The sequence below is a fragment of the Methylobacterium sp. 37f genome (assembly GCF_023093475.1).
Classification (GTDB): domain Bacteria; phylum Pseudomonadota; class Alphaproteobacteria; order Rhizobiales; family Beijerinckiaceae; genus Methylobacterium.
This window is the reverse complement of sequence record NZ_JAGHKN010000010.1, coordinates 111078-135696: the sequence shown is the minus strand read 5'-3', so window position 1 is coordinate 135696 and position 24619 is coordinate 111078. Positions and strand designations below refer to the sequence as shown.

Here is a 24619-nt window from a genome sequence, read left to right as displayed (position 1 = left end):
CAGGTTGTGGGACAACCAGGGTGACTCGGGAGGCCGGACAGGACGTCCGGCCTTTTGTCGTTCAAGCGCCCGCAATCGTATCGAACAGCAGCTTGAGGTTCAGCACGACGATGATCGCCGCGATGATCCAGGACAGGATCTTCAGCCAGGCGGGGATGACGTGGGGACCCATCTTTGCTTTGTCGGAGACGAAGGCGACCAGCGGGATGACGGCGAATGGCAGCTGCATCGACAGCACCACCTGGCTGAGGACCAGCAGCTTCGCGGTGCCCTGTTCGCCATAGAGCGCGGTCACGACCACGACCGGCACGATGGCGATGCCACGGGTAATCAGCCGCCGCGCCCAGTCCGGAATGCGCAGCCGGAGGAAGCCTTCCATCACGATCTGCCCGGCCAGGGTCGCGGTGACCGTCGAGTTGAGGCCGGAGGCCAGCAGCGCTACGGCGAACAAGGTCGAGGCGATGCCTGCGCCGAGGAGCGGCGACAGAAGCTCGTAGGCCTGTTCGATCTCCTGGACGTCGGTCCGTCCCTGGGCGTGGAACACCGAGGCCGCCATGATCAGGATGGCGGCGTTTACGAACAGCGCGAGCATCAGGGCGATGGTGGAATCCGTTACCGCGAAGCGGATCGCGCCGCGCCGCCCGGCCTCGGTCCGGGGATAGGCCCGCGTCTGCACGATCGACGAGTGCAGGTAGAGATTGTGGGGCATCACCGTGGCCCCGATGATCCCGATGGCGATGTAGAGCGCGGCCGGATTGGTGACGATCTCGGGTGACGGCAGGAAGCCCCCGAGGACGGCCTGGATCGGCGGGGCCGCGAGGGCAATCTGCACGCCGAAGCTCACGAAGATGACCACCAGCAGGGCGATCACGAACGCCTCCAGGGCGCGGAACCCGCGCCGCATCAGGAGCAGGATCAGGAAGACGTCGAGGGCAGTCAGCGTCGCGCCGAGCACCAGCGGGATGCCGAACAGGAGCTTGAGGGCGATCGCCGTTCCGATCACTTCGGCGAGGTCGCAGGCGATGATCGCCGCTTCGCAGGCGAGCCACAGCACGATGCTGACCGGGCGGGGATAGTGATCGCGGCAGGCCTGCGCGAGGTCGCGTCCCGTGGCGATGCCGAGCCGGGCGGACAGGGCCTGCAGCACGATTGCCATGAGGTTGGAGAGCAGGATGACCGAGAGCAACGTATAGCCGAACTGCGCGCCACCCGCGATGTCGGTGGCCCAGTTGCCCGGGTCCATGTAGCCGACCGAGACCATGTAGCCCGGGCCGATGAAGGCGAGGAGGCGGCGCAGCCAGGTGCCGGTCGCCAGCACCGGCACGCTGCCATTCATGCGTCCGAGGCTCGGCTGCGCGTGCGATGGATCGCTGAAGCGCCAGGATTGACCCGTGTCGCGAGGGGGAGACGGAAGCGTGACGGATTCGTTTCGAGCCATGCTTGCGCGCGTTTCCAGCGGGAGAACCATCGGGCAGCAGAACCATCGGCCCGTAGCGCCGCCCGGGACCTCATAGCATAGGCTATATTACGATCCAACGGCTATGTCCGGGGTTGGAGGCGCCCGCGCGCAATCTGCTCGATGCCTCTCGCCGGGTGCCGTTCGCTCAACGCCTTCCGCTCGGTGCCTTCAGGATGCCAGGGCTTGCAGGTTGCGGTCGATATCGGCCACGCCGTGTGCTGCGGTCTGCATGCTCATCGAGATCTCTCGGGTGACGGCGCTCTGTTCCTCCACCGCCGAGGCCACGCCGGTCACGAAGCCCCGCACAGCCTCGATCGATTGTCCGATCGCCGTCAGGGACGTGACCACATCGCCGGAAATCGCCTGCATCGCCTTGATGTCGTCGGCGATGCGCGCGGTGGCGCTCGTGACCTGGTTCGAGAGGTTCTTGACCTCGCCGGCCACGACGGCGAAGCCGCGCCCGGCTTCGCCCGCGCGTGCGGCCTCAATGGTGGCGTTGAGCGCCAGGAGATTGATCTGCCCGCCAACGCCCTGAATCAGCTGCACGATCCCGTTCATCGAACTGGCCGCACTCGCGAGTTCGCCCGTCGAGCGATCGGCTCTCTGAGCCCGGACATCCATCTCGTCGACTTCCTGTCGGGAGCGGGCGAGGCTGCCGGCAATCTCGGAGATCGAGGCGTTCAGTTCCTCGGCGGCCGAGGCGACGGCCTGGACGTTGGTCAGGGTCTGCGTCGAGGCCTCGGCGGCCTCGATCTGCGAGCGCATCCGGGCCGAGACGTCGGTGGCGTACTTGACCACCTTGAACGGCTTGCCGCTCATGTCGAAGATTGGGTTGTAGGACGCCTGGATCCAGATCGTGCGACCGCCGGCGCCCACGCGCTGGTACACCCCGGCCTGGAATTCACCCCGGCGCAGGGCCGCCCAGAACGCTTGGTACTCGGGCGAAGCGGCATGGGCGGCATCGACGAATGTGCGGTGGTGCCGGCCCCGGATCTGATCGAGGCCATAGCCGAGGGCGGACAGGAAGTTCGCGTTGGCATCGAGTACGTGACCGTCGAGATCGAAATGGATCACACCCTGCGAACGGCCGATGGCTTCGACCTGACCCTGCAGTTCTGCGTTGCGCAGCTTCTCGGCAGTGATGTCGGTGGCGAACTTGATCACCTTGAGGGGCCGACCGGTTGGATCGAGGATCGGGTTGTAGGTCGCTTGAAGCCAGATGTCGCGGCCGTCCTTGCCGATCCGGCGGAACTCCCCCGACTGGAACTCGCCTCGCGCGAGCGCTGCCCAGAACGCCCGGTAGGGCGCCGTTTCCCGTTCGGCCGCATCGACGAAGAGGCTGTGGTGCTGGCCCTTCAGCTCCGACAAGCTGTAGCCGACCGCATCGAGAAAGTTCGCGTTGGCGGTGAGGATGGTTCCGTCGAGGGCGAATTCGATGACACCCTGCGAACGACCGATCGCCTCGACCTGACCCCGGGTGTCAGCGCTGCGCAGTTTCTCGGCCGTGACGTCGGTCGCGAACTTGACGATGCCCGTGGTTTGGCCGTCGCGGCCGGGGATCGGATTGTAGGTCGCCTGCAGCCAGATCTCGCGGCCGTTCTTGCCGAGGCGCTTGTACTCGCCGCGCTGATATTCTCCCCGTGCCAGCGCGGCCCAGAACGCCGTGTAAGCCGGGCTGTCGCGTTCCGCCGGGTCCACGAACATCCGGTGGTGCTGGCCTTGGACCTCCGCGAGATCATACCCCACCGTTCCAAGAAAGTTCGTGTTCGCGCTTATGATCGTTCCATCGGGCGCGAATTCGATCACGGCCTGAGAGCGGTCCAGAGCCTGCAGCTTCGCCGATGTCTTGTTGCCGAAGAAAGTCATGGACGGGATCCTGGGCGTGGCAGCACCCCGCTCGGCTTGGGGAGCCAACGGGCACGCAGTGAGCGCGGCGGCGATAGGAGGGAACGCTTGCGGTTGGGGTGAGGAAATCAATCGAGCGAAGTGATCTTCTCTGAGGATCAGGAACCGAGTCGAGTTGTTGGTCACCAGGCCGGATTGGGTCCGTCCTTCGTGAGCCGTTAGTCCGGTGCTTTGTAGAAATGCCTGGGTTCGGTTGGCTTCCCGACGCTTGGTATGCCTCGAAGATGCTCGCCTCTTGCCAGCCCGAGGAAACAAACCAGCCCGAATAACCAAGCTCGGTTTGTTTATCTTTTTGTTTCTTGTGTCTGATCGTTTATGCAACAGATTTATTAAATTTGATTTAAAATTCAGATAAATTCAATGTGACATGTAATCGATGGGCTTGATCTGTGATGTTATCATGCATGAAGATTGGTTTTTCCGGTGTCGAGGTAATAAATCTCAGGTTATCCATCCGCAGGCCCGAAAGTGCCCATTGAGCCGGTGCGAGCTTTTCTGCGCAGTTTCTGAAAGTCTTGCCTCATAATGAGCAGGGAACATCTTTGAAGCAGAGGCGAGAACAAGCGTTTTTTTCGAATATACAACCACAGATTATAGAACCTTTGCGTTTCACTTTTCTTCCGTCAAGCGGGTGGGAGCGCAAAGAATCCAAACGGAGTTTCATTCTAATTGGGGAGGTTGCGGTTCGGCCCCGACCCTACGGACGACATTCCGCGCCGCGAACAAACCGCAGGTCCCGGACGCTGCGCCGACGCATGCGCCCGCTTCGCTCGGACCCTAGATCGGCCGCGGCCGCCCAATGGTCCGGGACCCCCGGTCTCTCCCTGATCGGATGCCGGGGAACGGTGCCTTGCTCCGATCCCTTCGTCTCGGTTGTTTGCCGCCGTTGCGTCCGGTGCGTCCTGCTGTGTAGCTGGAGGGGCCGGACCGCCCCGGCGCCATCTTCGCCGCTTGACGCGGGGACACCATCGTCGGCGGGCATGGCCAGGGGGCCGCAGGAATGAATTGGCAGCGTCTCGCACCAGCCGGCACGCGTCAGCAAATGACGGTGACGGCCCTGGCCGGCCTGCTGCTCGGTTTCGGCGGCGTCACCGCCGGGACGACTCTGGTCCAGGCCTCCGAGCGCAGCGGCCTGTTCGGCTTCCTGGAGACGATCTTTCGCGCTTCACCGCCGGCGCCGGTCGCGATGGCACGGGTCAATCGCCGCCCGGCCCATTACGCGTCGCTTCCCGATGCCCGGCGGGTGACGGCAGCAAGGGCGATTCGCCAGACACGGCGACCCGTCGCCGACGCGTCGCCAGTGCGGCGAACTCTCAGGCGTCGCGCCGACGCACCGGCCATGGTGGTCAAGGGGAACGCTGGGGCGATTGGGGCTTTGGCTCACGCGATGCTGGGAGCACGCACGGTCTGCGTTCGGTCCTGCGACGGCTATCTGTTCCCGCTGGGCCGCCTCGCCTCCCGTGCGGACCTGCCGATCCACGAGGCCGCCTGCGCAGCCGCCTGTCCGAGCACGGCCACGCGGCTGTTCACCCTCGGAGGCCGGGACACCGAGCTCGACCGTGCGGTCGGCCTCGACGGAAAGCCTTATCGCAGCCTTGCGGTGGCCAATCTCTATCGCACGAAGCGTGTCGCGCACTGCGCCTGCCAGCCCGAGCAGGGGGTCGCCACGCCCCTGCCGATCCTCCAGGACCTGACCCTGCGTGCCGGCGACGTGGTGGCCACCGAGGCGAGTGCCGAGGTTGTCGCGCGGCGGCGGTCCGGCGGCTTCACGATGGTGGATTTTCGGGAGGCCAGTGGTCTGTCCCGCCGCGTGCGGCGGGACATCGACGCTAAGGTCGATGTGGTCCGGCGGGAGGCCGACGCCCGCGCCTTCCGCAAGGCCCTGCGCACCGCCGATCGCTCGGGTCGCGTCCGCGTGGCCGCCACCTCGGGGTTCGAGCCCGCACCTCCGCCGATCGAGGTCGAGCCGCGCTTCGTCCCGGCGCGCCCACCCACACGGATCGTGATGGCGTCGCCCTTCGTGTACTGAGCGGCCTGCCGGATGCCGCGCATTGTCCGGGGTGCGGCGATGGCATAGGCCCGCGGCGATATCCACGCGGTGAGGAGCCGGCATGAGCGAGACGCAGACCGATCCCGTTCTCGACGAAGCTCAGCCGCCGAGTGGAGAGACGGTGCGGCTGTCGCCGCTGGTCCGGCGGCGCATCGCGCCGAACGGGGGCCCGTTTACCGCCACCGGTACCTGCAGCTACATCGTGGGTGCCGAGAGCGTCGCGATCATCGATCCCGGACCGGAGAACGCGCACCACATCGCCGCGCTCCTCGAGGCCTGTGCGGGAGCCCCGGTCGCGGCCATCCTGGTCACCCACACCCACCGCGATCATTCGCCCGGCGCCCGCCTCCTTCAGGCTCGAACCGGTGCGCCGATCGTCGGGTGCGGCCCGCATCGCGCGGCACGGGCCCTGGCCGAGGGCGAGTTTCCGCATCTCGATGCCAGCGCGGACCGGGATCACCGGCCCGACCGCGAACTGCGCGCTGGCGAGATCATTGCGGGGCCGGGTTGGACCCTGGAGACCCTGGAAACCCCCGGGCACACCATGAACCATCTCGCCTTCGCCCTGCGGGAGGAGGCCGCCCTGTTCTCCGGGGATCACGTCATGGCGTGGTCGACCAGCATCGTGGCGCCGCCCGACGGCTCGATGCGGGCCTACCTGGAGTCCCTTGACGCGTTGCGCAGCCGCGACGAGACGATCTACTGGCCCGGCCATGGCGGCCCGGTCCGCGATCCCCGTCGCTTCGTGCGCGGCCTCGCCACGCACCGGCGCCAGCGCGAGACTGCGATCCGAGCCCGCCTCGAGGCCGGCGATCGAGATATCGGCGCCATCGTGGGAGCGATCTACCAGGGACTGAACCCGGCCCTGCGCGGTGCGGCGGCCCTGTCGGTCTTCGCCCATCTCGAGGATCTGGTCGAGCGCGACCTCGCGCGCTGCGACGGCCCCGTTCTGCTCACCAGCCGTTACGCGCCGGTCTGAGGCCGGTCACTTCACCGCGATGGCGAGGTTGGCGACCTCGTCCAGATAGGCGCGGATGCGGTCGGCATTGCTGCCGAGATCGCGGGTTCCGAGACGCGAGGCGGAGCGGACGTCGATGCGGGCGCCATCGGCGCGCGGGTGGACCCGGACCGTGACGTCATCGGCGAGATTGAGGATCGGCCCGCGCGACACCGCCTCGATCCGTCCATTGCCGATGCGACCGCCGGGCCGGATCGCCTCGACGATCTGCCAGCGCCGGTTCACCGCCGCCTTCCGGGCAAGCTCGAAGGCTTCGTCCGCGTCGAGGTCGAGGGTGAGGGGGGCGATCTGCGGATAGGCCGCGCGCTGGGCGGCGCGGGCGGCTGGTCCGGGATCGGGCGGGTAGCGCCCGTCGCGCGCGGCGAAGGCGGCGCGGGAGCGCGAGAAGGCGGGCGGATTCTCGGTATCGGTGGTCACGTCCGCGATTCCCGGGAGCCGCAATCCGCGCAGCGCCGCGAAGGCCGGGTAGGCGAGAACCAGGCTCGCCAGGAACACGCCTGCCAGCGCCGCGCCGAGACCGCGCGCACCCTCGCGCCAGACCCGTACGAAGGCGATCAGCGCGAAGGCGACGGCGACCAGGGCCAGCACCAGTCCGGCGCCGAGGGTTGCCAGGGCCGGCCCCGCCTCGGCCCGGGGATCGCGCACCAGGAGCAGGGCGAACACCGTCACCAGTACGGCGAGGATCGCGACAGTGCGCGCGGCCGGGCCGGCTCGGGTAACGGGATCCTCGTAGGGCAGACGACGCATGCTGTGAGGGGATTCGCTGTCCGGAGGGTCGCGGGGCGGTGTCGGGCGAGCTTTACCGGTCCGCGACCGGCGGCGCCACCCGCACCGTGCATCGCACCGCTTCCGAGACTCGGCGCCGGTCTGCTATAGCCACGCCACGATGTCGCCAGCCCCGCCTTCCCCGACGCCCGCAGAGGCCGCCGATCCGCTGCGGGTCTGGTTCCGCTTCATCCGCCTGAACCGCCGGGTCACCGCGGCGATGGCCGGGGAACTCCGCGGTCTCGGCCTGTCCATCCCGCAATTCGATGCGCTCTCGACCCTCACCGAGCGCGAGGGCATGACGCAGCAGGACCTCGCCGCCCGGCTCTACGTCACCAAGGGCAACGTCTCGGGGCTGATCGATCGCCTTGTGGAGGCGGGCCTTGTGGAACGCCGCCCCATCCCGGGCGACCGCCGCTCGCACGCCCTGTACCTCACCCCGGGCGGAACCGATCTGGCGACCCGCGGGATCTTGGCTCAGAAGGCCTATGTCGACCGGACCCTCGGCCAGTTGCCGGCCGAGGACATCGCGGATTTCGAGCGCCTGGTGCTGCGATGGCGCGATCTGGCCCGGGACCAACCAGTTTCGGACAACGAGAGTTAGAGGCCGAGCAGCGCCGGCAGGTCGGCGATCGAGTCGAGGATGTGATCGGCCAGCGGCGCCATCTCGTCGCGGGCCGCCGGGCCGAGGGGGCCGCTGAGCACGGCGATCGAAACCGCTCCGGCGCTTCGGGCCGCGACGAGGTCGTAAGGGGAATCCCCCACCATCGCGATCCGGCGGGCCGGGACGCCGAGATGATCGGCGAAGGCCGTGACCATGCCGGGCTTCGGCTTGGACCCGTGCCCGGAATCATAGCCTACGACGAAGGCGCAATGCGGATCGAGGCCCAGCGCCGCACATTGGGCCCGGGCCGAGGCTTCGGCGTCGTTGGTGGCGATGCCGAGCGCGTAGCCGGCGGCCACGAGGGTCGCGGCGAGCTGCGCGGGCGCCTCGATCGGGGTCAACGAGGCCAGTCCCGCTGCGCGGAAGAGCGCGTCCATCTCGGCATAGAGCACCGGTCCCGACGGGCGGCCCAGCACGTCGGCCCAGAGGGGACCGTATCCCGCCGACGAGCCGGCGATGAGCGGCGATGTCGGCAGGAAGCGTTGCTCTTGTTCGACGTAGTGACTCACCCGCATCAGGGCCTCGAGGCGGCCCCGGTCGCCGCCCGACAGGTCGGACATCACGGCGTAGGCGGCCGGCCCCCAAGTCCGGTCGAAGTCCACCAGAGTGCCGTCCTTGTCGAACAGGATGCCGCAGATCGTGCCGCCGAGCGAATCAGGCCGCATCGCGCACCTTCTCGACTTCGATGATCACGCCCTGCGGCGTCATGCGTTCGCGAGCCACCATGCGGTCGCCGGGCTCGAACACGCCCAAAGCCACGTCGCGGTCGGGCAGCACCACGGTCGTGATCTTGTTGAGGTGGACCAGGACGTGGCGCTTCTGGGCCAGGGACGATACGGCCCAGCGCTTGAGCTGGCCGTAATAGGGCTCGCGCCGCCAAGCGTTCGGCTGACCAGGATCGACCTGCACGTTCATGTTTCGCGAAACCGGATCGAGGCTCAGCACCATCTTGGCCCGCTCGGGCTTCCATTCCGGTCCGAGCCAGGCTTCCGTCATCCAGAGGCAGTGGAAGGCGCGGCAATGGTCGGGCCGCGTCGCGTGGATGGCGCAACCCCGTCCCTGTCGGGTGTGCCGGCACCATTGCCCCGCCATGCTTTCCACTGCCGGCACGTCGTAGACCTTGCAGCAGAGGGTGCACGATCCGCAGGCGCGGCCGGGGGCCGGATGGGCCACGATGGTTGCAGGGTCGAGCATGGCGCTTTCCATTTGTGGCCTCACGCCGGTTGCGACGTCGCGCGGGTTTGTACGGCGGGCAGCCCTCGTTACAGTCACGCACCCATGTCGGCCATCGTCCAACCGTCAGGCAAAAATATGCTCTCGAACCTCGCGACTCGCGACGTCGAAACCCTGATCCATCCCTACACCAATCTAGAGACCTTTCGGGAGACGGGACCCCTCGTGCTCGAACGCGGTCACGGGGTCTGGGTCTATGACAGCGACGGCCGGCCCTACCTGGAGGGCATGGCGGGCCTGTGGTGCACGGCGCTCGGCTACTCCAACGAAGAATTGGTCGAGGCGGCCAGCGAGCAGATGTCGCGCCTGCCTTTCACGCATCTCTTCTCGGGCCGCAGCCACGACCCGGCGATCGAGTTGGCCGAGACCCTGAAGGAGTTGATGCCGGTTCCGACCTCGAAGATCTTCTTCACCTCATCGGGCTCGGAAGCCAACGACACCCAGGTCAAGCTGACCTGGTACATGAACAATGCGCTCGGTCGCCCGCGCAAGAAAAAGATCCTTTCCCACCTCCGGGGCTATCACGGCGTCACGGTCGCCACCGCGTCGATGACCGGCCTGCCGGCCAATCACGCCGATTGGGACCTGCCGCTGCCCGGTTTCCTGCATGTGGGCTGCCCGCACCATTATCGCTTCGGACAGGAGGGCGAGAGCGAGGACGCCTTCACCACCCGACTCGCCGCCGAACTCGAAGCGGTGATCCAGCGGGAGGGGGCGGATACCGTCGCGGCCTTCATCGCCGAACCGGTGCTTGGCGCCGGCGGCGCCATTCTACCGCCCACGGGATACTACGCCAAGATCCAGGCGGTGCTCGCCCGGCACGACGTGCGCTTCATCGCCGACGAGGTGATCTGCGGCTTCGGGCGCCTGGGAACCTGGTTCGGCTCGGAGGCGATGGGGATGACGCCGGACAGCCTGTCCTTCGCCAAGGCGCTGACCTCCGGCTACCTGCCGCTGGGCGGCGTCTCGGTGGACGAGCCGCTCTACCGCCTGATGGTGCAGCAGAGCGCCAAGCTCGGCACCTTCGGACACGGCACCACCTATTCCGGGCATCCGGTGGCCTGCGCCGTCGCCTTGAAGACCATCGCGATCTACAAGCGCGACCGCATCGTCGAAGGCGTTCGCGAGAAGGCGCCGCATTTCCAGGCGCGCCTGTCGGCCCTCGGTCAGCATCCGCTGGTCGGCGAAGCACGCGGCATCGGCCTCATCGGCGGCATCGAACTCGTGGCCGACAAGGCCACCAAGCGCCAGTATGAGCCGAAGGCCGGGGTTGCGGCACGCTGCGTCGCCTTCGCCCAGGCTGAGGGCCTGATCGTCCGATTCCTGGCCGGGGACCGGATCGCCATCTGCCCGCCGCTTGTGATCGCGCCGTCGGAAGTGGACGCGCTGTTCGATCGGCTCAGCCGCGCCCTCGACCGGACCGTTGCCTGGATCGCCGAACAAGGGCTGGTCGCGGCTCCGGTCCCGTCGCGCTGACCGCCGGAACATGCTTCGCCGATCGTCTTCGGTAAACTAGTCTTCGCGACGCATCATTGTTTTGCGTTGCAATGCACCCGATGCTTAAGTGTTTTGACGAAGGGAATCGCAGCCGAAACCCTTATCAGTCGAAGGATTGTGACAGGTTTAAGCTTTCATTCAGGTTGAGGCCGGCTTTATGGTTGTATCGTTGCTCGATAAGCGTCCGGGTGGAACCAAACGGTGCCCGTGAGACGCGCATGGCTTATAATGAGGCAGATCATCTCACTAAGCTGGTCGAGCACAACAGGACATCGGTTGCATGTACCCCCGTCGACAGACTTCGAGCCAAGCTCAACGTTCGGGCCGATCCTCCATCATGGTTGATCATCAAGCCGAGACGTTCCGTCCCGTCGCGCTTCCGGCCCTGGCGGCCGCCGTACAGGTCAACGCCGCGGCCCGGAAATCGGACCGGTCCGAGATCGTGAGCGGCCCGCGTTCCGCTCGCTTCGAGCACGAGGATACGCCCCTTTCCTGAGATGGTCGGATCGGTCGCCGTCACCGGCTGATTTCACCGAATCCGGTATCGCTTCGTCAATGCATCGGGCCTAACGCTAGCGTCGGGTGCGGCTGTCTCCTCGATTTCGTCACCATTGACGGCGAGGGCATGGGACCGCGCCCTTCTGGCGGTCCGGGAGCCTGACGATGCTGATCCTGCCGAGTCGCCGGCAGTTCCTGACCGGATTCGGAGCGAGTGCGGCCGCCCTGGGCGGAACCGGCGCCTATGCGTTCGGAATCGAGCCGCTCTATCGCTTGGTCGTCACATCCTACGCTCCGGCTCTACCGAACTGGACGCCGGGCCTGTCCCTGCGCGTAGCCGTGCTGGCGGATTTCCATGTCGGCGAACCATTCATGCCGCTGGACCGGATCGCCGAGATCGTCGACGCCACGAACGCGCTCAACCCCGACCTCATCCTGATGCTCGGCGATTACCCGGCCGGCCCCAGCGTGACCTTCCGCAAGGTTCCGCTGACCGATTTCGCCAAGGTGGTCGCACCCCTTCGGGCGCCGCTCGGCGTGTACTCGGTTCTGGGAAACCACGATTGGTGGGATGACGAGGAGGCGCAGGTGCGCCTCGACGGCCCCATTGCGGTGCAGCGCGCATTGGAGAATGTCGGCATTCCCGTCTTCGAGAACGATGCCGTGCGCCTGGTAAAGGATGGCAAGCCGTTCTGGGTCGCCGGCGTCGGCGATCAGATCCCGTTCCTTCTCCAGCGGATCGAGCAGGGGCGCGACGACCTGCCGGGCACCCTCGCCAAGATCACCGATTCGGCACCGGTGCTCCTGATGATCCACGAGCCGGATCTCTTCCTGGACGTGCCGGACCGGGTCTCGCTGACCCTGGCTGGCCATACCCATGGCGGTCAGGTCCGCCTGTTCGGCTACTCACCGGTGATCCCCTCGGTGCGCGGAAACGACTTCGCCTACGGCCACGTGGTCCGGAAGGGACGCCACATGATCGTGTCGGGGGGGTTTGGCGTCAGCCGGATTCCGGTGCGTCTCGGCGTTCCGCCGGAGATCGTGCTTCTGGAACTCGGAGGCCCGCCCGAGTCGAGTGCGAAGACCGTCCAGCGGACCCGGATCATTCGGAGCTGAGGCCTCGGCCGGCGCGGCCCTGGAGCCGTCCGCCGGCCCTGGTCGGGCTTGCTACTTCTTGCCGGCCTTCGGTGCGGCCACCACCGTGCCCTTTGTGGAGGGTGCCGCCGCGATCGTCTTCGTCACGGCCTTCTTGGGCTTCTTGGCCTCGCGACTTCCGCGCTTCTGTTCAGCCGCCATGACCTGTCTCCTCCCGGTTGTGGGTGCGGGATCATGGCACCCTTCCGCGAATAGGCCATCGGAATCTTTCGCCAAACCGGCCCGGCGCAGTGAGCGCCGGGCTTGATCGTCACATCCGGGTTCAGAGCGGGATGTTGTCGTGCTTCTTCCAGGGCTGCTCCATCTCCTTGGTGCGCAGCATGCTCAGCGCCCGGGCGATGCGCTTGCGCGTGGAGTGGGGCATGATCACCTCGTCGATGTAGCCGCGCTCGGCCGCCACGAACGGCGAGAGGAAGCGATCCTCGTACTCCGACGTGCGCTCCGCGATCTTGCCGGCATCGCCGATCTCGCTGCGGAAAATGATCTCGACGGCGCCCTTGGCACCCATCACGGCGATCTGTGCGGTGGGCCAGGCATAGTTGAGGTCGGCCCCCACGTGCTTGGAGGCCATCACGTCGTAGGCGCCGCCGAAGGCCTTCCGGGTGATAATGGTCACCAGCGGCACCGTGGCTTGACTGTAGGCGAAGAGCAGCTTGGCGCCGTGCTTGATCAGGCCGCCGTATTCCTGGGCCGTTCCCGGCAGGAAGCCCGGCACGTCGACGAAGGTCACGATCGGGATTGAGAACGCGTCGCAGAAGCGCACGAACCGCGCGGCCTTGCGGGAGGCGTCGGAATCGAGCACGCCGGCCAGCACCATCGGCTGGTTGGCGACGAAGCCCACGGTGCGGCCTTCGATGCGGCCGAAGCCCGTCATGATGTTGCGGGCGTAGGTGGCCTGGATCTCGAAGAAGTCGCCCTCGTCGGCCACGCGGCGGATCAACTCGCCCATGTCGTAGGGCTTGTTCGGATTGTCGGGGATCAGGGTGTCGAGGCTCATGTCGAGGCGGAGCGGATCGTCGAAGCTCTCGAGTTCCGGCACGCCGTCGATGTTGTTGGCGGGCAGGAAGTCGACCAGGCGGCGGATCTGCAGCAGGGCCTCGACGTCGTTCTCGAAGGAACCGTCGGCGATGGAGGACTTGGTGGTGTGAACCTTGGCGCCGCCGAGTTCCTCGGCGGTCACGACCTCGTTGGTCACCGTCTTCACCACGTCCGGTCCGGTGACGAACATGTAGCTCGTGTCGCGCACCATGAAGATGAAGTCGGTCATGGCCGGCGAGTACACGTCGCCGCCCGCGCAGGGACCCATGATGACCGAGATCTGCGGAATGACGCCGGAGGCCGCGACATTGCGGCGGAAGACCTCGCCGTAGCCGCCCAGCGCCGCGACACCCTCCTGGATGCGGGCGCCGCCGGCATCGAAAATGCCGATGATGGGCGCGCGCATCTTCAGCGCCATGTCCTGCACCTTCACGATCTTGGCGGCGTGCGTCTCGGAGAGCGAGCCGCCGAACACCGTGAAGTCCTTCGAGAACAGGAAGACGGTGCGGCCGTTGATGGTGCCCCAACCCGTGACGACGCCGTCACCGGGAATCTTCTGCTTTTCCATGCCGAAATCGGTGGAGCGATGCTGCACGAACATGTCGAATTCCTCGAACGACCCATGGTCGAGAAGGAGTTCGATGCGCTCGCGCGCCGTCAGCTTGCCCCGCTTGTGCTGGGCCACGACGCGGTTCTCGCCGCCGCCGAGGCGGGCTTGGGCGCGCCGCTCTTCGAGCTTCTCGAGAATGTCCTTCATGCGAGGATGTCCTTCATGGGGCTGCGCCTCGTGGCTTGTGCTGGCGTTTCCGGCCACGAGCCACCAGCCCCTCTCGCGGCGAGCTTGGCGGTCGGCCTGGTTGGGCCATACCACAGGGATTCTCTCACGAAAATCGATCGTTGCGTCGGAAGCCCGGGTTCAGGCGGATGTCGCCGTCAAGGCGACCGGAGCATCCGACATGACGCTCCGGCGCGTCGCGCTCCGGTTCAGGATTCGGGCCGCCGCAATCGCCGCGACCGCGATCAGGGCACCCGCGCCGACATCGACGAAGTAGTGGCCGCCATCGATCGGTGTCGCGGCGATCAGCATCGCGTTGACGGCGAGGCCGGGCCAGCGCGTGATCCGTGACATCCAGAAGAAGCGCGCGAACAGGACCCCGAGTGCCGCATGGAAGCTCGGGAAGGTGATGATCCCTTCGATCTCGGCGAGGGAGATGATCCGGGTAGTTCCGTTTCGCAGGCCCGACAGGTGTGGGAGCGGGGTATAGGCAGCAACCGGGCTTAATTCTGGAAAATCACCTGGATGCAACCCGAAATGCATGTATGTGCCCATCGCGGGCATCAAGCCTGAGAGCAGGACGGTGATCAAACCGGCGATCATGAAGGCCAGTACGAAGTCCCGTACGGCACTCAGGCGTCCGCTGAAGCCGAGCACGATCACCACCAGGATCATCTGCGGCATCAGGCTTTGGTAGGCCAGCGACAGGGCGGAGCCGAGTTTCGGATGGTCGTTCAGGGTATGGAGATAGGCCGGCCAGTCGAGGCCGAGAGCTTTATCCAGCGCCTGGAAGGTGCCGTCCCAGAGCGGGCCGCCGGTGGCGGCCACCGCATAGGAGAGCAGGCCGGCAAAGGCACTGACCGCGATGATCTGCGCAAGACCCGACAGGGTCACGGCGAAGCGCGGCTCCGGCCGCCTCGTCAGATAGAACGTCGCCAGGAGTTCGAGCCCGGCGCAGGCCAGGGCGGGCGGCAGCGCACTCGGGAGATCGACCGTGAGACCGGCCACGCGCATCCACAGGGTCGTGATGGCGCCGAGGACCAGGATCGCGAACCACAGGCGCGCCCGGGCATTCGGGACGTCGGACGCCGGCGTGTGCGCCTGTGCGGCAAGGCTTTTCTGGTCCCGTCCGGACATGTCACGTCGCCCCCGTGATACGGGCGGCCTAGCACGGGGGTATTAACGGAACCCGTTCGGACCGTGTCAGGGCCGCCGCATCACCCGGCGTCGGACAGAGCCGAGAGGTGCGCCGCGGCGTCGAATTCGGCGCGGCGCTGCGCCTGCCGGGCCGCCGCCTCTTCGTCCTGCCCCCAGACGCTCGCCTGATAGGTCTCGTCGACATGCGCCGCCGTCCAGGCCTGCGTGGGCGTGAGCCGGCCGCGCAGCACTGCGAGGGCCAGGACGAGCGATCCCGTCAGGGTGGTGAGGGTGTGGAGGGCGGCCAAACGGAACGGGCCGTCCGTCTCGCCGATGGCCCGGCGCAGGGCCGCCACCGTGGTGTCCGGCTGGGTGACATGCATCACTCCCTCCCCGAGGATGAAGCGGGCGCCCAATACCTCGTGCGCCCAATCGAGCACCGGGTCCCAGGCTTCGGCCTGCGCCTGGACGAGGCGGTCCGGATCGCCGGCCCGATAGGCCAGTAGATCGGTGCCCGCATAGGCCGACAGGTCGTCCACCACGGCCTCGCGCCGCGGCGCGACCCCGTCGATGGCGGTGTTGGCGAGACGCGTCAGTGGCATTCGGGACGGGTCGATGACGTCGATCTGTGCCGCCCACTCGGCGGCCACGCCCTCGGCGAGCGCGCGCGTCGGCAGGGCCAGGGGATTACGGGCGGGGGTGTTGGCGGGACGTCCGTCCAGGGTCAGGCGGAAGCCGCCGGCGTGCTCGGCGAGGGCCGCCTCGGCATAGAAGCGCTTGGGCAGCGCTGGCTTGCCGGGGCCGCGCGCCGAACGGGTGGGATCAGGGGGGGCAGCGGAACCGGGCGCGCCGAGCCAGTCGGCGTCCGGCCCGTCACGGTTCGCCCCATCGCGGTTCGGGCCTTCGGATTTTGGATCGTCGCTCATGCAGGATCAGATAGGGCATCGGCCCGCAGCCTGCGAGACGCCGGTGCCGAAGGATCAGGCTGTCGCCGCTGTCGGATCGTGGAGCGTTCCGGTGAACAAGGCGCCGAGATCGTCCGCGGTGTCGACCACGATGGAGGCGCCCGCGCCGAAGAGGGCGCCGACCGGATGATAGCCCCAGCCGACACCGACCGCCGCCACGCCTGCGCTCACCGCCATCGCCATGTCATAGGTGGTGTCTCCGATCATCACCGTGGCGCCCGGCTCGGAGCCGGTGTCCGTCATGGCCTGGAGAAGCATCGCCGGGTCCGGTTTCGAGGGGGCGTCGTCGGCGCTCTGGGTTGTGGCGAACCAGCCCTTCCAGCCATGGGTGTCGATCAGCCGATCGACGCCGCGCCGCGCCTTGCCGGTTGCGATGCCGAGTTGCACGTCGTCGCGGGCATGCAGGCGGGTGAGAAGGTCGCCTATGCCGGGAAACAGCGGCTCCTCGTAGTTCGGATCGAGGCGCAGGATATTGAAGGCGCGCTTATAGCTCTCCGACAGACCCTCGATCGGGCCATCCTCGCCGACGAGGCGTCGAAACGCCTGCGGCAGGGACAAGCCGACCACGGAGAGTGATTCGGTACGGCTCGGGGCCGTCAGGCCGTGCTCGGCGAAGGCCATGCCCTGCGCGGCTACGATCAGATGTTGGCTGTCGACCAGGGTTCCGTCGACGTCGAAGACGATGAGCTTCACAGGATCGGGCTCGTGCTGCGGACGATCTGATTAAGGCTGCCGGTTGGGCTGGGACTGGCCATTGCGGGGCCGATCGTAGCCGAGCTTGCAGCGGACGAGGAATCGGCGCCGAGCCCCGCCGCGCAAGCCGCGCGTGTGCGAAATGCGGTTGCACGCCGCATAGGACCGCCGACGGGGCCGGCTGGCCTGTTGCGCCGTGCCGCGCCCCGCCGATGCCCCGGCCGGCTGACTGGGCGCCGCGGAGCGCAAGCCCTGGCCCTGAGGCTGAGCAGCGGGGGGCGATTGCGGCTGCGCCGGCTGCAATCCTTGGGGTTGTTGAGGCGTGGCCGGGTTCTGAAGTGGCGCCTGGGCCTGGGGTGCCATCTGGGACGGCGCCCTGGTCTGCGCCGGCGGGGCGGCCTGCGCAAAGACCTTGCTGTCGTATGCGCCGCCCACGGTGAACACCGAGAGGGCGAGGAGCGCGAAGCCGATCGCGTTGGCGGGCTTCAGGATCGTGTCTCGAGGCATCGTGGCGCGCCGGTCCTTGGCCGGCGGCGAGGCGCCGAGCCGGGCTGTGTCGAAGAGGATAGGCCCTGGCGGGCGCTTGCCAAGGTGCAACGTGGCAAGGTTCAACACGCGTGCCCTCCCCGTTCTGGCCTTGCCGGCGCATTCTGCCCCGGCATCGGACGTCGGGATCGTGGGCTCAGGCTTCGGGGGCCTCGACGATCGGATCGTAGCGGGACGCGTCGAATCCAAGGAGGTTCCAGCTCTGCGCCATATGCGGTGGAAGCGGAGCCGTGACGTCGACGGGCTTGCCCGTGCGCGGATGGGGAATCACGATTCGGCGTGCGAGAAGATGCAGGCGATTCTGGATTCCGCCGGGCAATTCCCAGTTCTCGATGCTGAAGTATTTCGGATCGCCGACGATGGGATGGCCGATATGGGCTGCATGGGCGCGCAGCTGGTGGGTGCGTCCGGTCACCGGCTTCAGCGACAGCCAGGACAGCTTCTGGGCCGCGTTGTCGACCATGGCGTAGTAAGTCAGCGCGTGCGCAGCTCCCTCGTCGCCATGCTTGGCCACCCGCATCCGCGCATCGGCGTCCGTGGGCTCCTCCTTGGCGAGATAGGTGGAGATGCGACCCTGCGGCACGCGCGGAACACCGGCGGTGAGAGCCCAGTAGACCTTGCGGGCCGAGCGCGAGCGGAAGCTTTTCGCCAGGGTGGCGGCGGCGAGCCGCGTCTTGGCGACGATGAGGCAGCCGGCGGTGTCCTTGTCGAGGCGGTGGACCAGGCGCGGCTTCTGGCCGTCCTTGCCCGTCAGTGCCTCCAAGAGGCCGTCCACGTGCCGCACGGTTCCGGAGCCACCCTGCACCGCGAGGCCGAAAGGCTTGTTGAGGATCATCATCTCAGCATCCTCGTAGAGGATGAGCGAGCGGATGAAATCGGCATCGGTGGCATCCCGCGCGGCAGAGCGCGGGCGCTCGCCCTGCGCCTCCAGCTTGAGGGGCGGCACGCGCACGCTCATGCCCGGCTCCAGCCGGTCGTTGGGTTTGGCACGCTTGCCATCGACCCGAAGTTCGCCCTTGCGGACGATGCTCTGGACGCGGGTGAAGGGCAGTTGCGGGAAACGGGTGGTCAGGAAGCGGTCGATCCGCATGCCGGCCTCGTCCTCGTCCACGGTCAGCGTCTGAACGCCGGAGGCCAGCGTGGCGGAGGCCGCCGCGCGCTGCTCGCGCCGGGTCGGCCCCTCGGTGACGGGCGCGCCGCCGCGCGCCGTGGCCTCGGCCCGGCGCGGAGGCGTCGCCGCCGCGTCATCCGCCCGTTCGGTGCGTGGGCGGCGGACCCGGCGGGGTGCCTCGTCGATCGCCTCGAACGGCTCCGGCGCGGCATCGGCGCGGTCGCGCGGCTCCTGCCCGGGGCGCCAGGGCGCGTGCTTGGCGGCGGCGTCGCCCCGCCCCTGCGCGGCGCGCTGCGCGGCGTCGAGGGCGCTGGTGCGGGGGCCCGTCCGCTCGCGCTCCGGCCGGATGAAGGCGCCCGGCTTGCCGGGGCGGCCGGGGCGGCCCGCTGGGCCGCTGCGGCTCGGCCCGGCGCCCTTGCGCCCGGATCCCCCGCGTGATGGTGGTCGTGTGGTCATGGACTGCTCGTATCACCGGCCAGCCTCGCGACAAAGCGCGGGTCGGTCGGGTTTTGTCGCGGAGGGATTCCCGCGTGGGCGACGTCCCGTTCAGGCCGCGCGCCGCGCCGCCTCGATGGTCAAGCCGGTCCCAACCGACCCGAAGGTGTCGCCATCGACCACGCGGGCGTTCGGCACGCACGCGGTCAGGGCCGCACGGACATGGGGCAAGCCCGTCGAGCCGCCCGTGAGGAAGAGCGCATCGATGCGGTCGGCGGTCAGGCCGGCCTGCGCGAGGCAGCGTCCGATGCGCTCGGCGATGCGCCGGGCGAGCTCGTCGGTATGAAGGACGAGTCCCGACCGATCGATCTCGGCCCGGAGCCCGGCCTCGACCCAATCGAGGTCGACCCGGCCCTCGCCGTCTTCGGAGGTCGCGATCTTGGCGCCCTCTACTTCCATGGCCAGGGAATGACCGCGCTCGGCCTCCACCACGGTGTGGAGCCGCGCCAGGAGATCGGGGCGGCGGGCGTCGCGGCGCACCTCCTCGATCTCCCGCAGGGTCTTGGCGTTGTAGAGCCGGTTGATGCTCGACCAGGTGGCGAGGTCGTGGAAATAGCCGGTCGGCACGTCGAGATCGCCCCGGTTCATGGCGCTGCCCAGGCCGAGCAGGGGCATCACGGTCCCGAGGCTGAGGCGGCGGTCGAAATCGGTGCCGCCGATGCGCACGCCGTCATTGGCCAGGATGTCGTCGCTGCGCTCGCGCTTGGCATGCCGCTCCGGCGACAGGCGCACGATCGAGAAATCCGAGGTGCCGCCTCCGATATCCGCGATCAGGGCGATCTCCTCCGCGCGCACCTGCTGCTCGTAGTCGAGGGCCGCCGCGATCGGTTCGAACTGGAACGAGACGTGACGGAAGCCGATGCTGGTTGCGATCTCCCGCAGGGCGTCCTCGGCCCGGGCGTCGCCCTCCGGATCGCCGTCGACAAAGTGGACCGGGCGGCCGTGCACCACGGTGTCGAGGGCCTGGCCGCTCGCCGCCTCCGCGCGGGCCTTCACGGCGCTGAGATAGCGTCCGATCACGTCGCGGAACTTGATGCGCTCGCGCCCGACCGGCGTGGTTTCCTCGAGCAGCGACGAACCGAGCACCGATTTGAGGCTTCGCATCAGCCGGCCCGGCGTGCCCTCCACGTACTCGGCCATGGCAGCGCGCCCGACGAAGGGCGGCTGTCCCGGCGGAAAGAAGATCGCGCTGGGGATCGTCAGATGGCGCCCTTCGAGGGGCATGAGCTGCGGACGCTGCCCGGTCACGAGACCGAGGGTGGTGTTCGAGGTACCGAAGTCGAGGCCGCAGGCCGCCATGATGGTCTCCGGCATCAGCGCTGGATGATAGGGCCGGCTCCCCTACAGGCTGGCTCCCGCGAGGTCCATGAGTTTTGTGCAGTGCGGCCGTGCCGGACCCCAGCCCTCCGGTGCGCGAGCGCGCGCCGCCCGACGAGAGCGCCGATTCGCCAGAGGGTCATGTCGATCACGAATTGGTGAAGTGCGGCTGTGTTCGAGCCCGCCGATGAGGTTCTGCCAGTGGATCGCATGGCCGGACGGTGCGGTGGTGCGGATTCGCGACGCCAGTCGAGGCAAGTGCATCGTCATCGAACCTTCAGGTCGTCGCGGACGGCGCGGAATCGGCTTGTCGGCCCGTGCCGAATTCTCGGCGTACGGCACCCGGACCTCATGACAGAGCACTATCATCTTGCCAGCTGCTATTGTCGTTTCTGGCGAATATAGGCAATATAATCTAGGGTTGTGGGGTTTATATTTGAGAATATCAAGCAACAAAAAGCATGATTTAGAAAAAATTCAATTGTTTGAAGCACAGCGTCGAGTCTGGTCAGCACGGCATCCCAGGCGTCCGACGCTCAGGGGGCATGGGCTCTGAAGGGTCGTGCGTAACGGCTGCCGGAATGGCGGATCGTGAGGCTCGGATTCCGGGTGGGATGGAAACGATGACGGGCTGTCCGATTCTCGCGAAAGCACCGCCCGGCACCGCCATGCCGCTCGAACCTCTCGACTTCGAGCGCATGTTCGACGTCCTTCCGGTCGGCGCCATGACGTGCAACCTCGACACCTTCGAAATCGACTACGCCAATCCGTGCTCGATCGCCCTGCTTCAATCGATCCGTGAGACGCTCGGGTTCGATCCGGAGACCATCGTGGGCACCTCGATCGACGTGTTTCACCGGGATCCGCTTCACCAGCGCACGCTTCTGTCGGATTCGGGGCGGCTGCCGCACAAGGCGCGGATCTGCTTCGGCCAGGAATGGCTCGACCTGCATATCCATCCTCTGCCCGACTCGACGGGACGGGTCAGCCGCGCCCTGCTGGTCTGGGCCATCGCAACCGCGGAGGTCGCCAAGGAACAGGAGGAGTATCGCCTGCTGCGCATGATCGACGACATGCCGGTGGCGGTGATGACGGTCGATCCCGTCACCTTCAACATCTCCTACCTCAACGAGACCTCGAAGCGGACGTTGGGGCAGATCAAGGATCTGCTGCCGATCAAGCCGTCCGAGTTGCTCGGGGCCTCGATCGACGTCTTCCATCGCCATCCGCACCACCAGCGCCAGCTCCTGGCCGACCCCGCCAACCTTCCCCATCACGCCCGGATCAAGCTCGGGTCCGAGGTGCTGGACCTTCAGGTCTCGGCGGTGACGGGAACGGATGGCGTCTATCTCGGCCCGATGCTGACCTGGTCGGTGATCACCAAGCAGGTTGCAGCGGAAGCCCGGATTCAGCAGCTGGCGCATTTCGACACGCTGACCGCCCTGGCCAACCGCAACACCTTCCGCGAGCACCTCAAGGCCTGCCTCGCGCGTCCCGATCCCAAGCTTGGCCTGCTGTTCATCGATCTCGACGGCTTCAAGTTCGTCAACGATTCCCACGGCCATCTTGTCGGAGACACGTTGCTGATCCGGGTGGCGGATCGGCTCAGGGCCTGCTGCGGACGCCCCGGAACCATGGTCGCGCGCCTGGGCGGCGATGAGTTCGCCATCCTGATCGCCGAGGCCGGCATCGAGGAGGCGCGGGACGTCGCCAGGACCCTGCTCCTCGAGATCGTCGCGCCCTATCAGATCGAGGCCGAACGCCGGCTCGAGATCGGCGCCTCGATCGGCGTGGCGGCGGCGCCGGAGCACGGAACCGATTCCGAGATCCTGCTGTCGCGGGCCGACATGGCGCTCTATGCCGCCAAGGCGGCCGGCAAGAAGACCTTCCGGGTGTTCACACCCGAACTGGAGACGCGGGTGCACGAGCGCGTGCGCCTCGAAGGCAAGCTGCGTGCGGCGCTCGCGCAGGCCGACAGCCTGTTCCTGTTCTACCAGCCGATCACTGACATCGCGACCGGACGGGTCACGGCGCGCGAAGGCCTCATCCGCTGGCATCATCGGACGCGGGGCTGGATTTCACCCGCCGAGTTCATCCCGGTCGCCGAGGAGAGCGGACTGATCGACGAACTCGGCATCTGGGTCCTCAATCGCGCCTGCCGGGACGCCGCGTCCTGGGACGACGACGCGCGGGTCGCCGTCAATGTCTCGGCCAAGCAGCTCGGCAAGGGCACCCTCGCGTCGAACATCTTGGCGGCGCTGGTCGGTGCCGGCCTGGAGCCGAGCCGCCTGGAAATCGAGATCACCGAGAGTGCCCTGCTCGCCGATGAGCTCGACTGCCTCGCGGATCTGCGTCGCGTCCGCGATCTCGGCGTCCGGGTGGCGCTCGACGATTTCGGAACCGGGTTCTCGTCGCTGGCGCATCTGCGCTCCTTCCCCTTCGATAAGATCAAGATCGATGGGTCGTTCGTGCAGGATGCGGTGCAGCGTCCTGAATGCGCGGCGATCGTCGGGGTCGTCGCCGATCTCGGCCGCCGCCTCGGCGTCACCACCGTCGCCGAGGGGGTCGAAACCCAGGCCCATCTCGATCTCGTCACGGCCGAGGGCTGCACGGAGGTCCAGGGCTACCTGCTCGGTCGTCCCGTGCCCTCCGCGCGCGATGCCGCGACCATCGCGGCGCTGAACCGGCAGGCGGCCCTGCATCGGCCGACGTCCCAGGTCCGGGCGATCGCGTCGTAACGGACTCGGAGCCACCCGCCTGCGGCGATGAGGCCGCCTCTGCACGCCGCTGTCACCGGAATGTCAGGACTCTCCGAGGTAGCGGTGATGCAGGTGGCGCGTGAAGTCCGCGGCGCTCAGCGGACGTCCGGTCGCGGCCACGAGCAGGTCATCGGTCTCCAGCAGACTGGCCCGCGCGTGCACACTTTCGCGCAGCCAGCCGCGCAAATCCGTGAAGTCGCCGACGGCGAGGCCGGTCAGGATGCCCGGCGCCGCCTCGCAGGCGGCCCGGAACAACTGCGCCGCCGCCATGGCGCCGAGGGTGTAGGTCGGGAAGTAACCGAAGCTTCCGCTCGGCCAGTGGATGTCCTGGAGGCAGCCCTGGCGGTCGTCCGGCACGGTCAGGCCGAGGAGATCCCGCAGGCCGTCGTTGAAGGCACCGGGCAGGTCGTTCACCGCGAGGTCGCCCGCGATCATCGCGGTTTCGAGGTCGTAGCGCAGCAGGATATGCGCCGGATACGTGACCTCGTCGGCATCGACCCGGATGAAGTTTGGCTCGACCCGTGTGTAGAGCCCGTGCAGATTCTCGGCGGTCCAGGCCGGCCCATCCCCGCCGAAGGCTTCCCGCAGGACGGGGGCGAGGAAGCTGCAGAACGCGAACGAGCGGCAGGCCTGCATCTCCACCAGCAACGATTGGCTCTCGTGCAGGGTCATGCCCCTGGCAGTGCCCACCGGCTGATGGCGCCACGCGGCGGGGAGGCCCTGCTCATAGAGCGCGTGCCCGGTCTCATGCAGCACGCCCATCAGGGCGCGAGAAGCATCGTCGCTGTCGTAGCGGGTGGTGATCCGCACGTCGTCGGCCGCGCCCCCGCAGAACGGATGCAGGCTCACGTCGAGGCGGCCGCGGGTCATGTCGAAGCCGACGGCCTGCATCAGGCGCTGCCCGATCGCCGCCTGCGTCTCTACCGGGAACGGACTCGGCAGCGGCAGCGGTGCCGGGCCGGAGGCCTGACGGGCGCGGACCGCTTCGATCAGGCCCGGCAGCGTCGCGCGCAGATCCGCGAACAGGGGATCGATGGTGGCGCGGCGCATGCCGGGATCGTAGCCGTCGAGGAGGGCGTCGTAGGAATCGAGGCCCAGCGCCGCCCCCTTGGCTGCACCCACCGCGCGCTGCAGGCGCAGGGTCTCGGCGAGGGCGGGCGCCAATTGCCCGAAATCGGACTGCGCGCGGGCCTCGCGCCAGATCATCCCGGAGCGCGAGGAAGCCTTGGAGCTTGCCGCTACGAGGTCGGCCGGGACCGCCGAGGCATGGAGATAGGCGCGGCGCATCTCGCGCAGGTTCGCCCCTTCCCAGGGGTCGAGGTGCTGGCGCTCGTCATGGGCTTGGTCGATCAGGTCGCCGGTCTGCGACGCGGTGAGGATCTCGTGGGCGATGACCGAGAGCTGCGCCAACTGCTCGGCCCGCCCGTCCGCCGCACCGGTCGGCATCAGGGTCTGGCGATCCCAGTGGAGGATGCCGGCCGCGTCGCCGAGGGCGCCGAGGCGGGCAAAACGTGCGGTGAGGGTGTGGTAGGCCTGCAT

Annotated in this window: 21 protein-coding genes; 7 read left to right on the top strand and 14 right to left on the bottom strand. The window is 67.7% G+C overall.

All coding sequences use genetic code 11. The features are described 5' to 3' along the window. Positions 1-61 precede the first annotated feature (61 nt). On the bottom strand, positions 62-1438 hold the full coding sequence (locus J7U37_RS09415; RefSeq protein WP_282103732.1) for an Nramp family divalent metal transporter: 1377 nt from the start codon (positions 1436-1438) through the stop codon (positions 62-64). A 189-nt stretch (positions 1439-1627) separates the two neighbouring features. After that, positions 1628-3325 (bottom strand): PAS domain-containing methyl-accepting chemotaxis protein, encoded by a 1698-nt coding sequence (locus J7U37_RS09410; RefSeq protein ID WP_056183982.1) that lies wholly within the window; start codon positions 3323-3325, stop codon positions 1628-1630. A gap of 1081 nt (positions 3326-4406) precedes the next feature. Between J7U37_RS09410 and J7U37_RS09405 the strand changes: the two genes are divergently transcribed. Further along, on the top strand, positions 4407-5393 hold the full coding sequence (locus J7U37_RS09405) for a DUF2865 domain-containing protein (RefSeq protein ID WP_056183984.1): 987 nt from the start codon (positions 4407-4409) through the stop codon (positions 5391-5393). 82 nt (positions 5394-5475) lie between these two features. Beyond that, complete coding sequence (locus J7U37_RS09400; RefSeq protein WP_247635546.1) at positions 5476-6393, top strand: MBL fold metallo-hydrolase; 918 nt, start codon at positions 5476-5478, stop codon at positions 6391-6393. Positions 6394-6399: 6 nt separating this feature from the next. Here J7U37_RS09400 and J7U37_RS09395 read toward each other — a convergent pair whose 3' ends face one another. Then, on the bottom strand, positions 6400-7179 hold the full coding sequence (locus J7U37_RS09395; protein WP_247635545.1) for a DUF1499 domain-containing protein: 780 nt from the start codon (positions 7177-7179) through the stop codon (positions 6400-6402). Positions 7180-7318: 139 nt separating this feature from the next. On the opposite strand from J7U37_RS09395, the gene J7U37_RS09390 reads away from it, so the two are divergent. After that, positions 7319-7801 (top strand): MarR family transcriptional regulator, encoded by a 483-nt coding sequence (locus tag J7U37_RS09390; protein ID WP_056183991.1) that lies wholly within the window; start codon positions 7319-7321, stop codon positions 7799-7801. Here the strand turns inward: J7U37_RS09390 and J7U37_RS09385 are convergent. Both J7U37_RS09385 and J7U37_RS09380 read right to left on the bottom strand, forming a co-directional pair. Continuing rightward, positions 7798-8526, bottom strand: coding sequence for an HAD family hydrolase (locus J7U37_RS09385; RefSeq protein WP_247635544.1), 729 nt, complete (start codon positions 8524-8526; stop codon positions 7798-7800). The genes J7U37_RS09390 and J7U37_RS09385 overlap by 4 nt on opposite strands. Further along, positions 8516-9055, bottom strand: coding sequence for a hypothetical protein (locus tag J7U37_RS09380; protein WP_247635543.1), 540 nt, complete (start codon positions 9053-9055; stop codon positions 8516-8518). The genes J7U37_RS09385 and J7U37_RS09380 overlap by 11 nt, the downstream gene beginning before the upstream one ends. 117 nt (positions 9056-9172) lie before the next feature. On the opposite strand from J7U37_RS09380, the gene J7U37_RS09375 reads away from it, so the two are divergent. From J7U37_RS09375 to J7U37_RS09365, 3 genes are all read left to right on the top strand, one after another. Then, positions 9173-10570, top strand: a complete 1398-nt coding sequence (locus J7U37_RS09375; protein ID WP_247635542.1) for an aminotransferase — start codon at positions 9173-9175, stop codon at positions 10568-10570. A gap of 358 nt (positions 10571-10928) precedes the next feature. Continuing rightward, complete coding sequence (locus tag J7U37_RS09370; RefSeq protein ID WP_247635541.1) at positions 10929-11087, top strand: hypothetical protein; 159 nt, start codon at positions 10929-10931, stop codon at positions 11085-11087. A gap of 167 nt (positions 11088-11254) precedes the next feature. Next, on the top strand, positions 11255-12205 hold the full coding sequence (locus J7U37_RS09365; protein ID WP_056183999.1) for a metallophosphoesterase: 951 nt from the start codon (positions 11255-11257) through the stop codon (positions 12203-12205). 51 nt (positions 12206-12256) lie between these two features. Here J7U37_RS09365 and J7U37_RS25120 read toward each other — a convergent pair whose 3' ends face one another. The 8 genes from J7U37_RS25120 to J7U37_RS09330 form a co-directional block, all read right to left on the bottom strand. Further along, the gene (locus J7U37_RS25120) at positions 12257-12385 is read right to left on the bottom strand and encodes a hypothetical protein (RefSeq protein ID WP_274533552.1); all 129 of its coding nucleotides are present in this window, start codon (positions 12383-12385) and stop codon (positions 12257-12259) included. Between the two features lie 121 nt (positions 12386-12506). Beyond that, positions 12507-14039: an acyl-CoA carboxylase subunit beta gene (locus J7U37_RS09360; protein WP_056184002.1), complete on the bottom strand. Its 1533-nt coding sequence runs from the start codon at positions 14037-14039 to the stop codon at positions 12507-12509. A 159-nt stretch (positions 14040-14198) separates the two neighbouring features. Continuing rightward, entirely contained in the window at positions 14199-15194 is a 996-nt protein-coding gene (locus J7U37_RS09355; RefSeq protein WP_247635540.1) for a phosphatase PAP2 family protein, read from the bottom strand. 80 nt (positions 15195-15274) lie between these two features. Continuing rightward, on the bottom strand, positions 15275-16120 hold the full coding sequence (locus J7U37_RS09350) for an ATP12 family protein (protein WP_247635539.1): 846 nt from the start codon (positions 16118-16120) through the stop codon (positions 15275-15277). Between the two features lie 54 nt (positions 16121-16174). Beyond that, positions 16175-16852 carry an HAD-IA family hydrolase gene (locus J7U37_RS09345; protein ID WP_247635538.1) on the bottom strand — a complete coding sequence of 226 codons (678 nt, stop codon included), beginning with the start codon at positions 16850-16852 and terminating at the stop codon, positions 16175-16177. Positions 16853-16882: 30 nt separating this feature from the next. Beyond that, positions 16883-17359 (bottom strand): hypothetical protein, encoded by a 477-nt coding sequence (locus tag J7U37_RS09340; protein ID WP_082507869.1) that lies wholly within the window; start codon positions 17357-17359, stop codon positions 16883-16885. 175 nt (positions 17360-17534) lie between these two features. Next, on the bottom strand, positions 17535-18965 hold the full coding sequence (locus J7U37_RS09335) for an RluA family pseudouridine synthase (RefSeq protein ID WP_247635537.1): 1431 nt from the start codon (positions 18963-18965) through the stop codon (positions 17535-17537). Between the two features lie 90 nt (positions 18966-19055). Next, positions 19056-20303 (bottom strand): Hsp70 family protein, encoded by a 1248-nt coding sequence (locus J7U37_RS09330; RefSeq protein WP_247635536.1) that lies wholly within the window; start codon positions 20301-20303, stop codon positions 19056-19058. Between the two features lie 632 nt (positions 20304-20935). Here J7U37_RS09330 and J7U37_RS09325 point away from each other — a divergent pair. Further along, positions 20936-23059 carry an EAL domain-containing protein gene (locus J7U37_RS09325; RefSeq protein WP_247635535.1) on the top strand — a complete coding sequence of 708 codons (2124 nt, stop codon included), beginning with the start codon at positions 20936-20938 and terminating at the stop codon, positions 23057-23059. A 63-nt stretch (positions 23060-23122) separates the two neighbouring features. Here the strand turns inward: J7U37_RS09325 and J7U37_RS09320 are convergent, their stop codons facing one another. Beyond that, positions 23123-24619: a carboxypeptidase M32 gene (locus J7U37_RS09320; protein WP_247635534.1), complete on the bottom strand. Its 1497-nt coding sequence runs from the start codon at positions 24617-24619 to the stop codon at positions 23123-23125.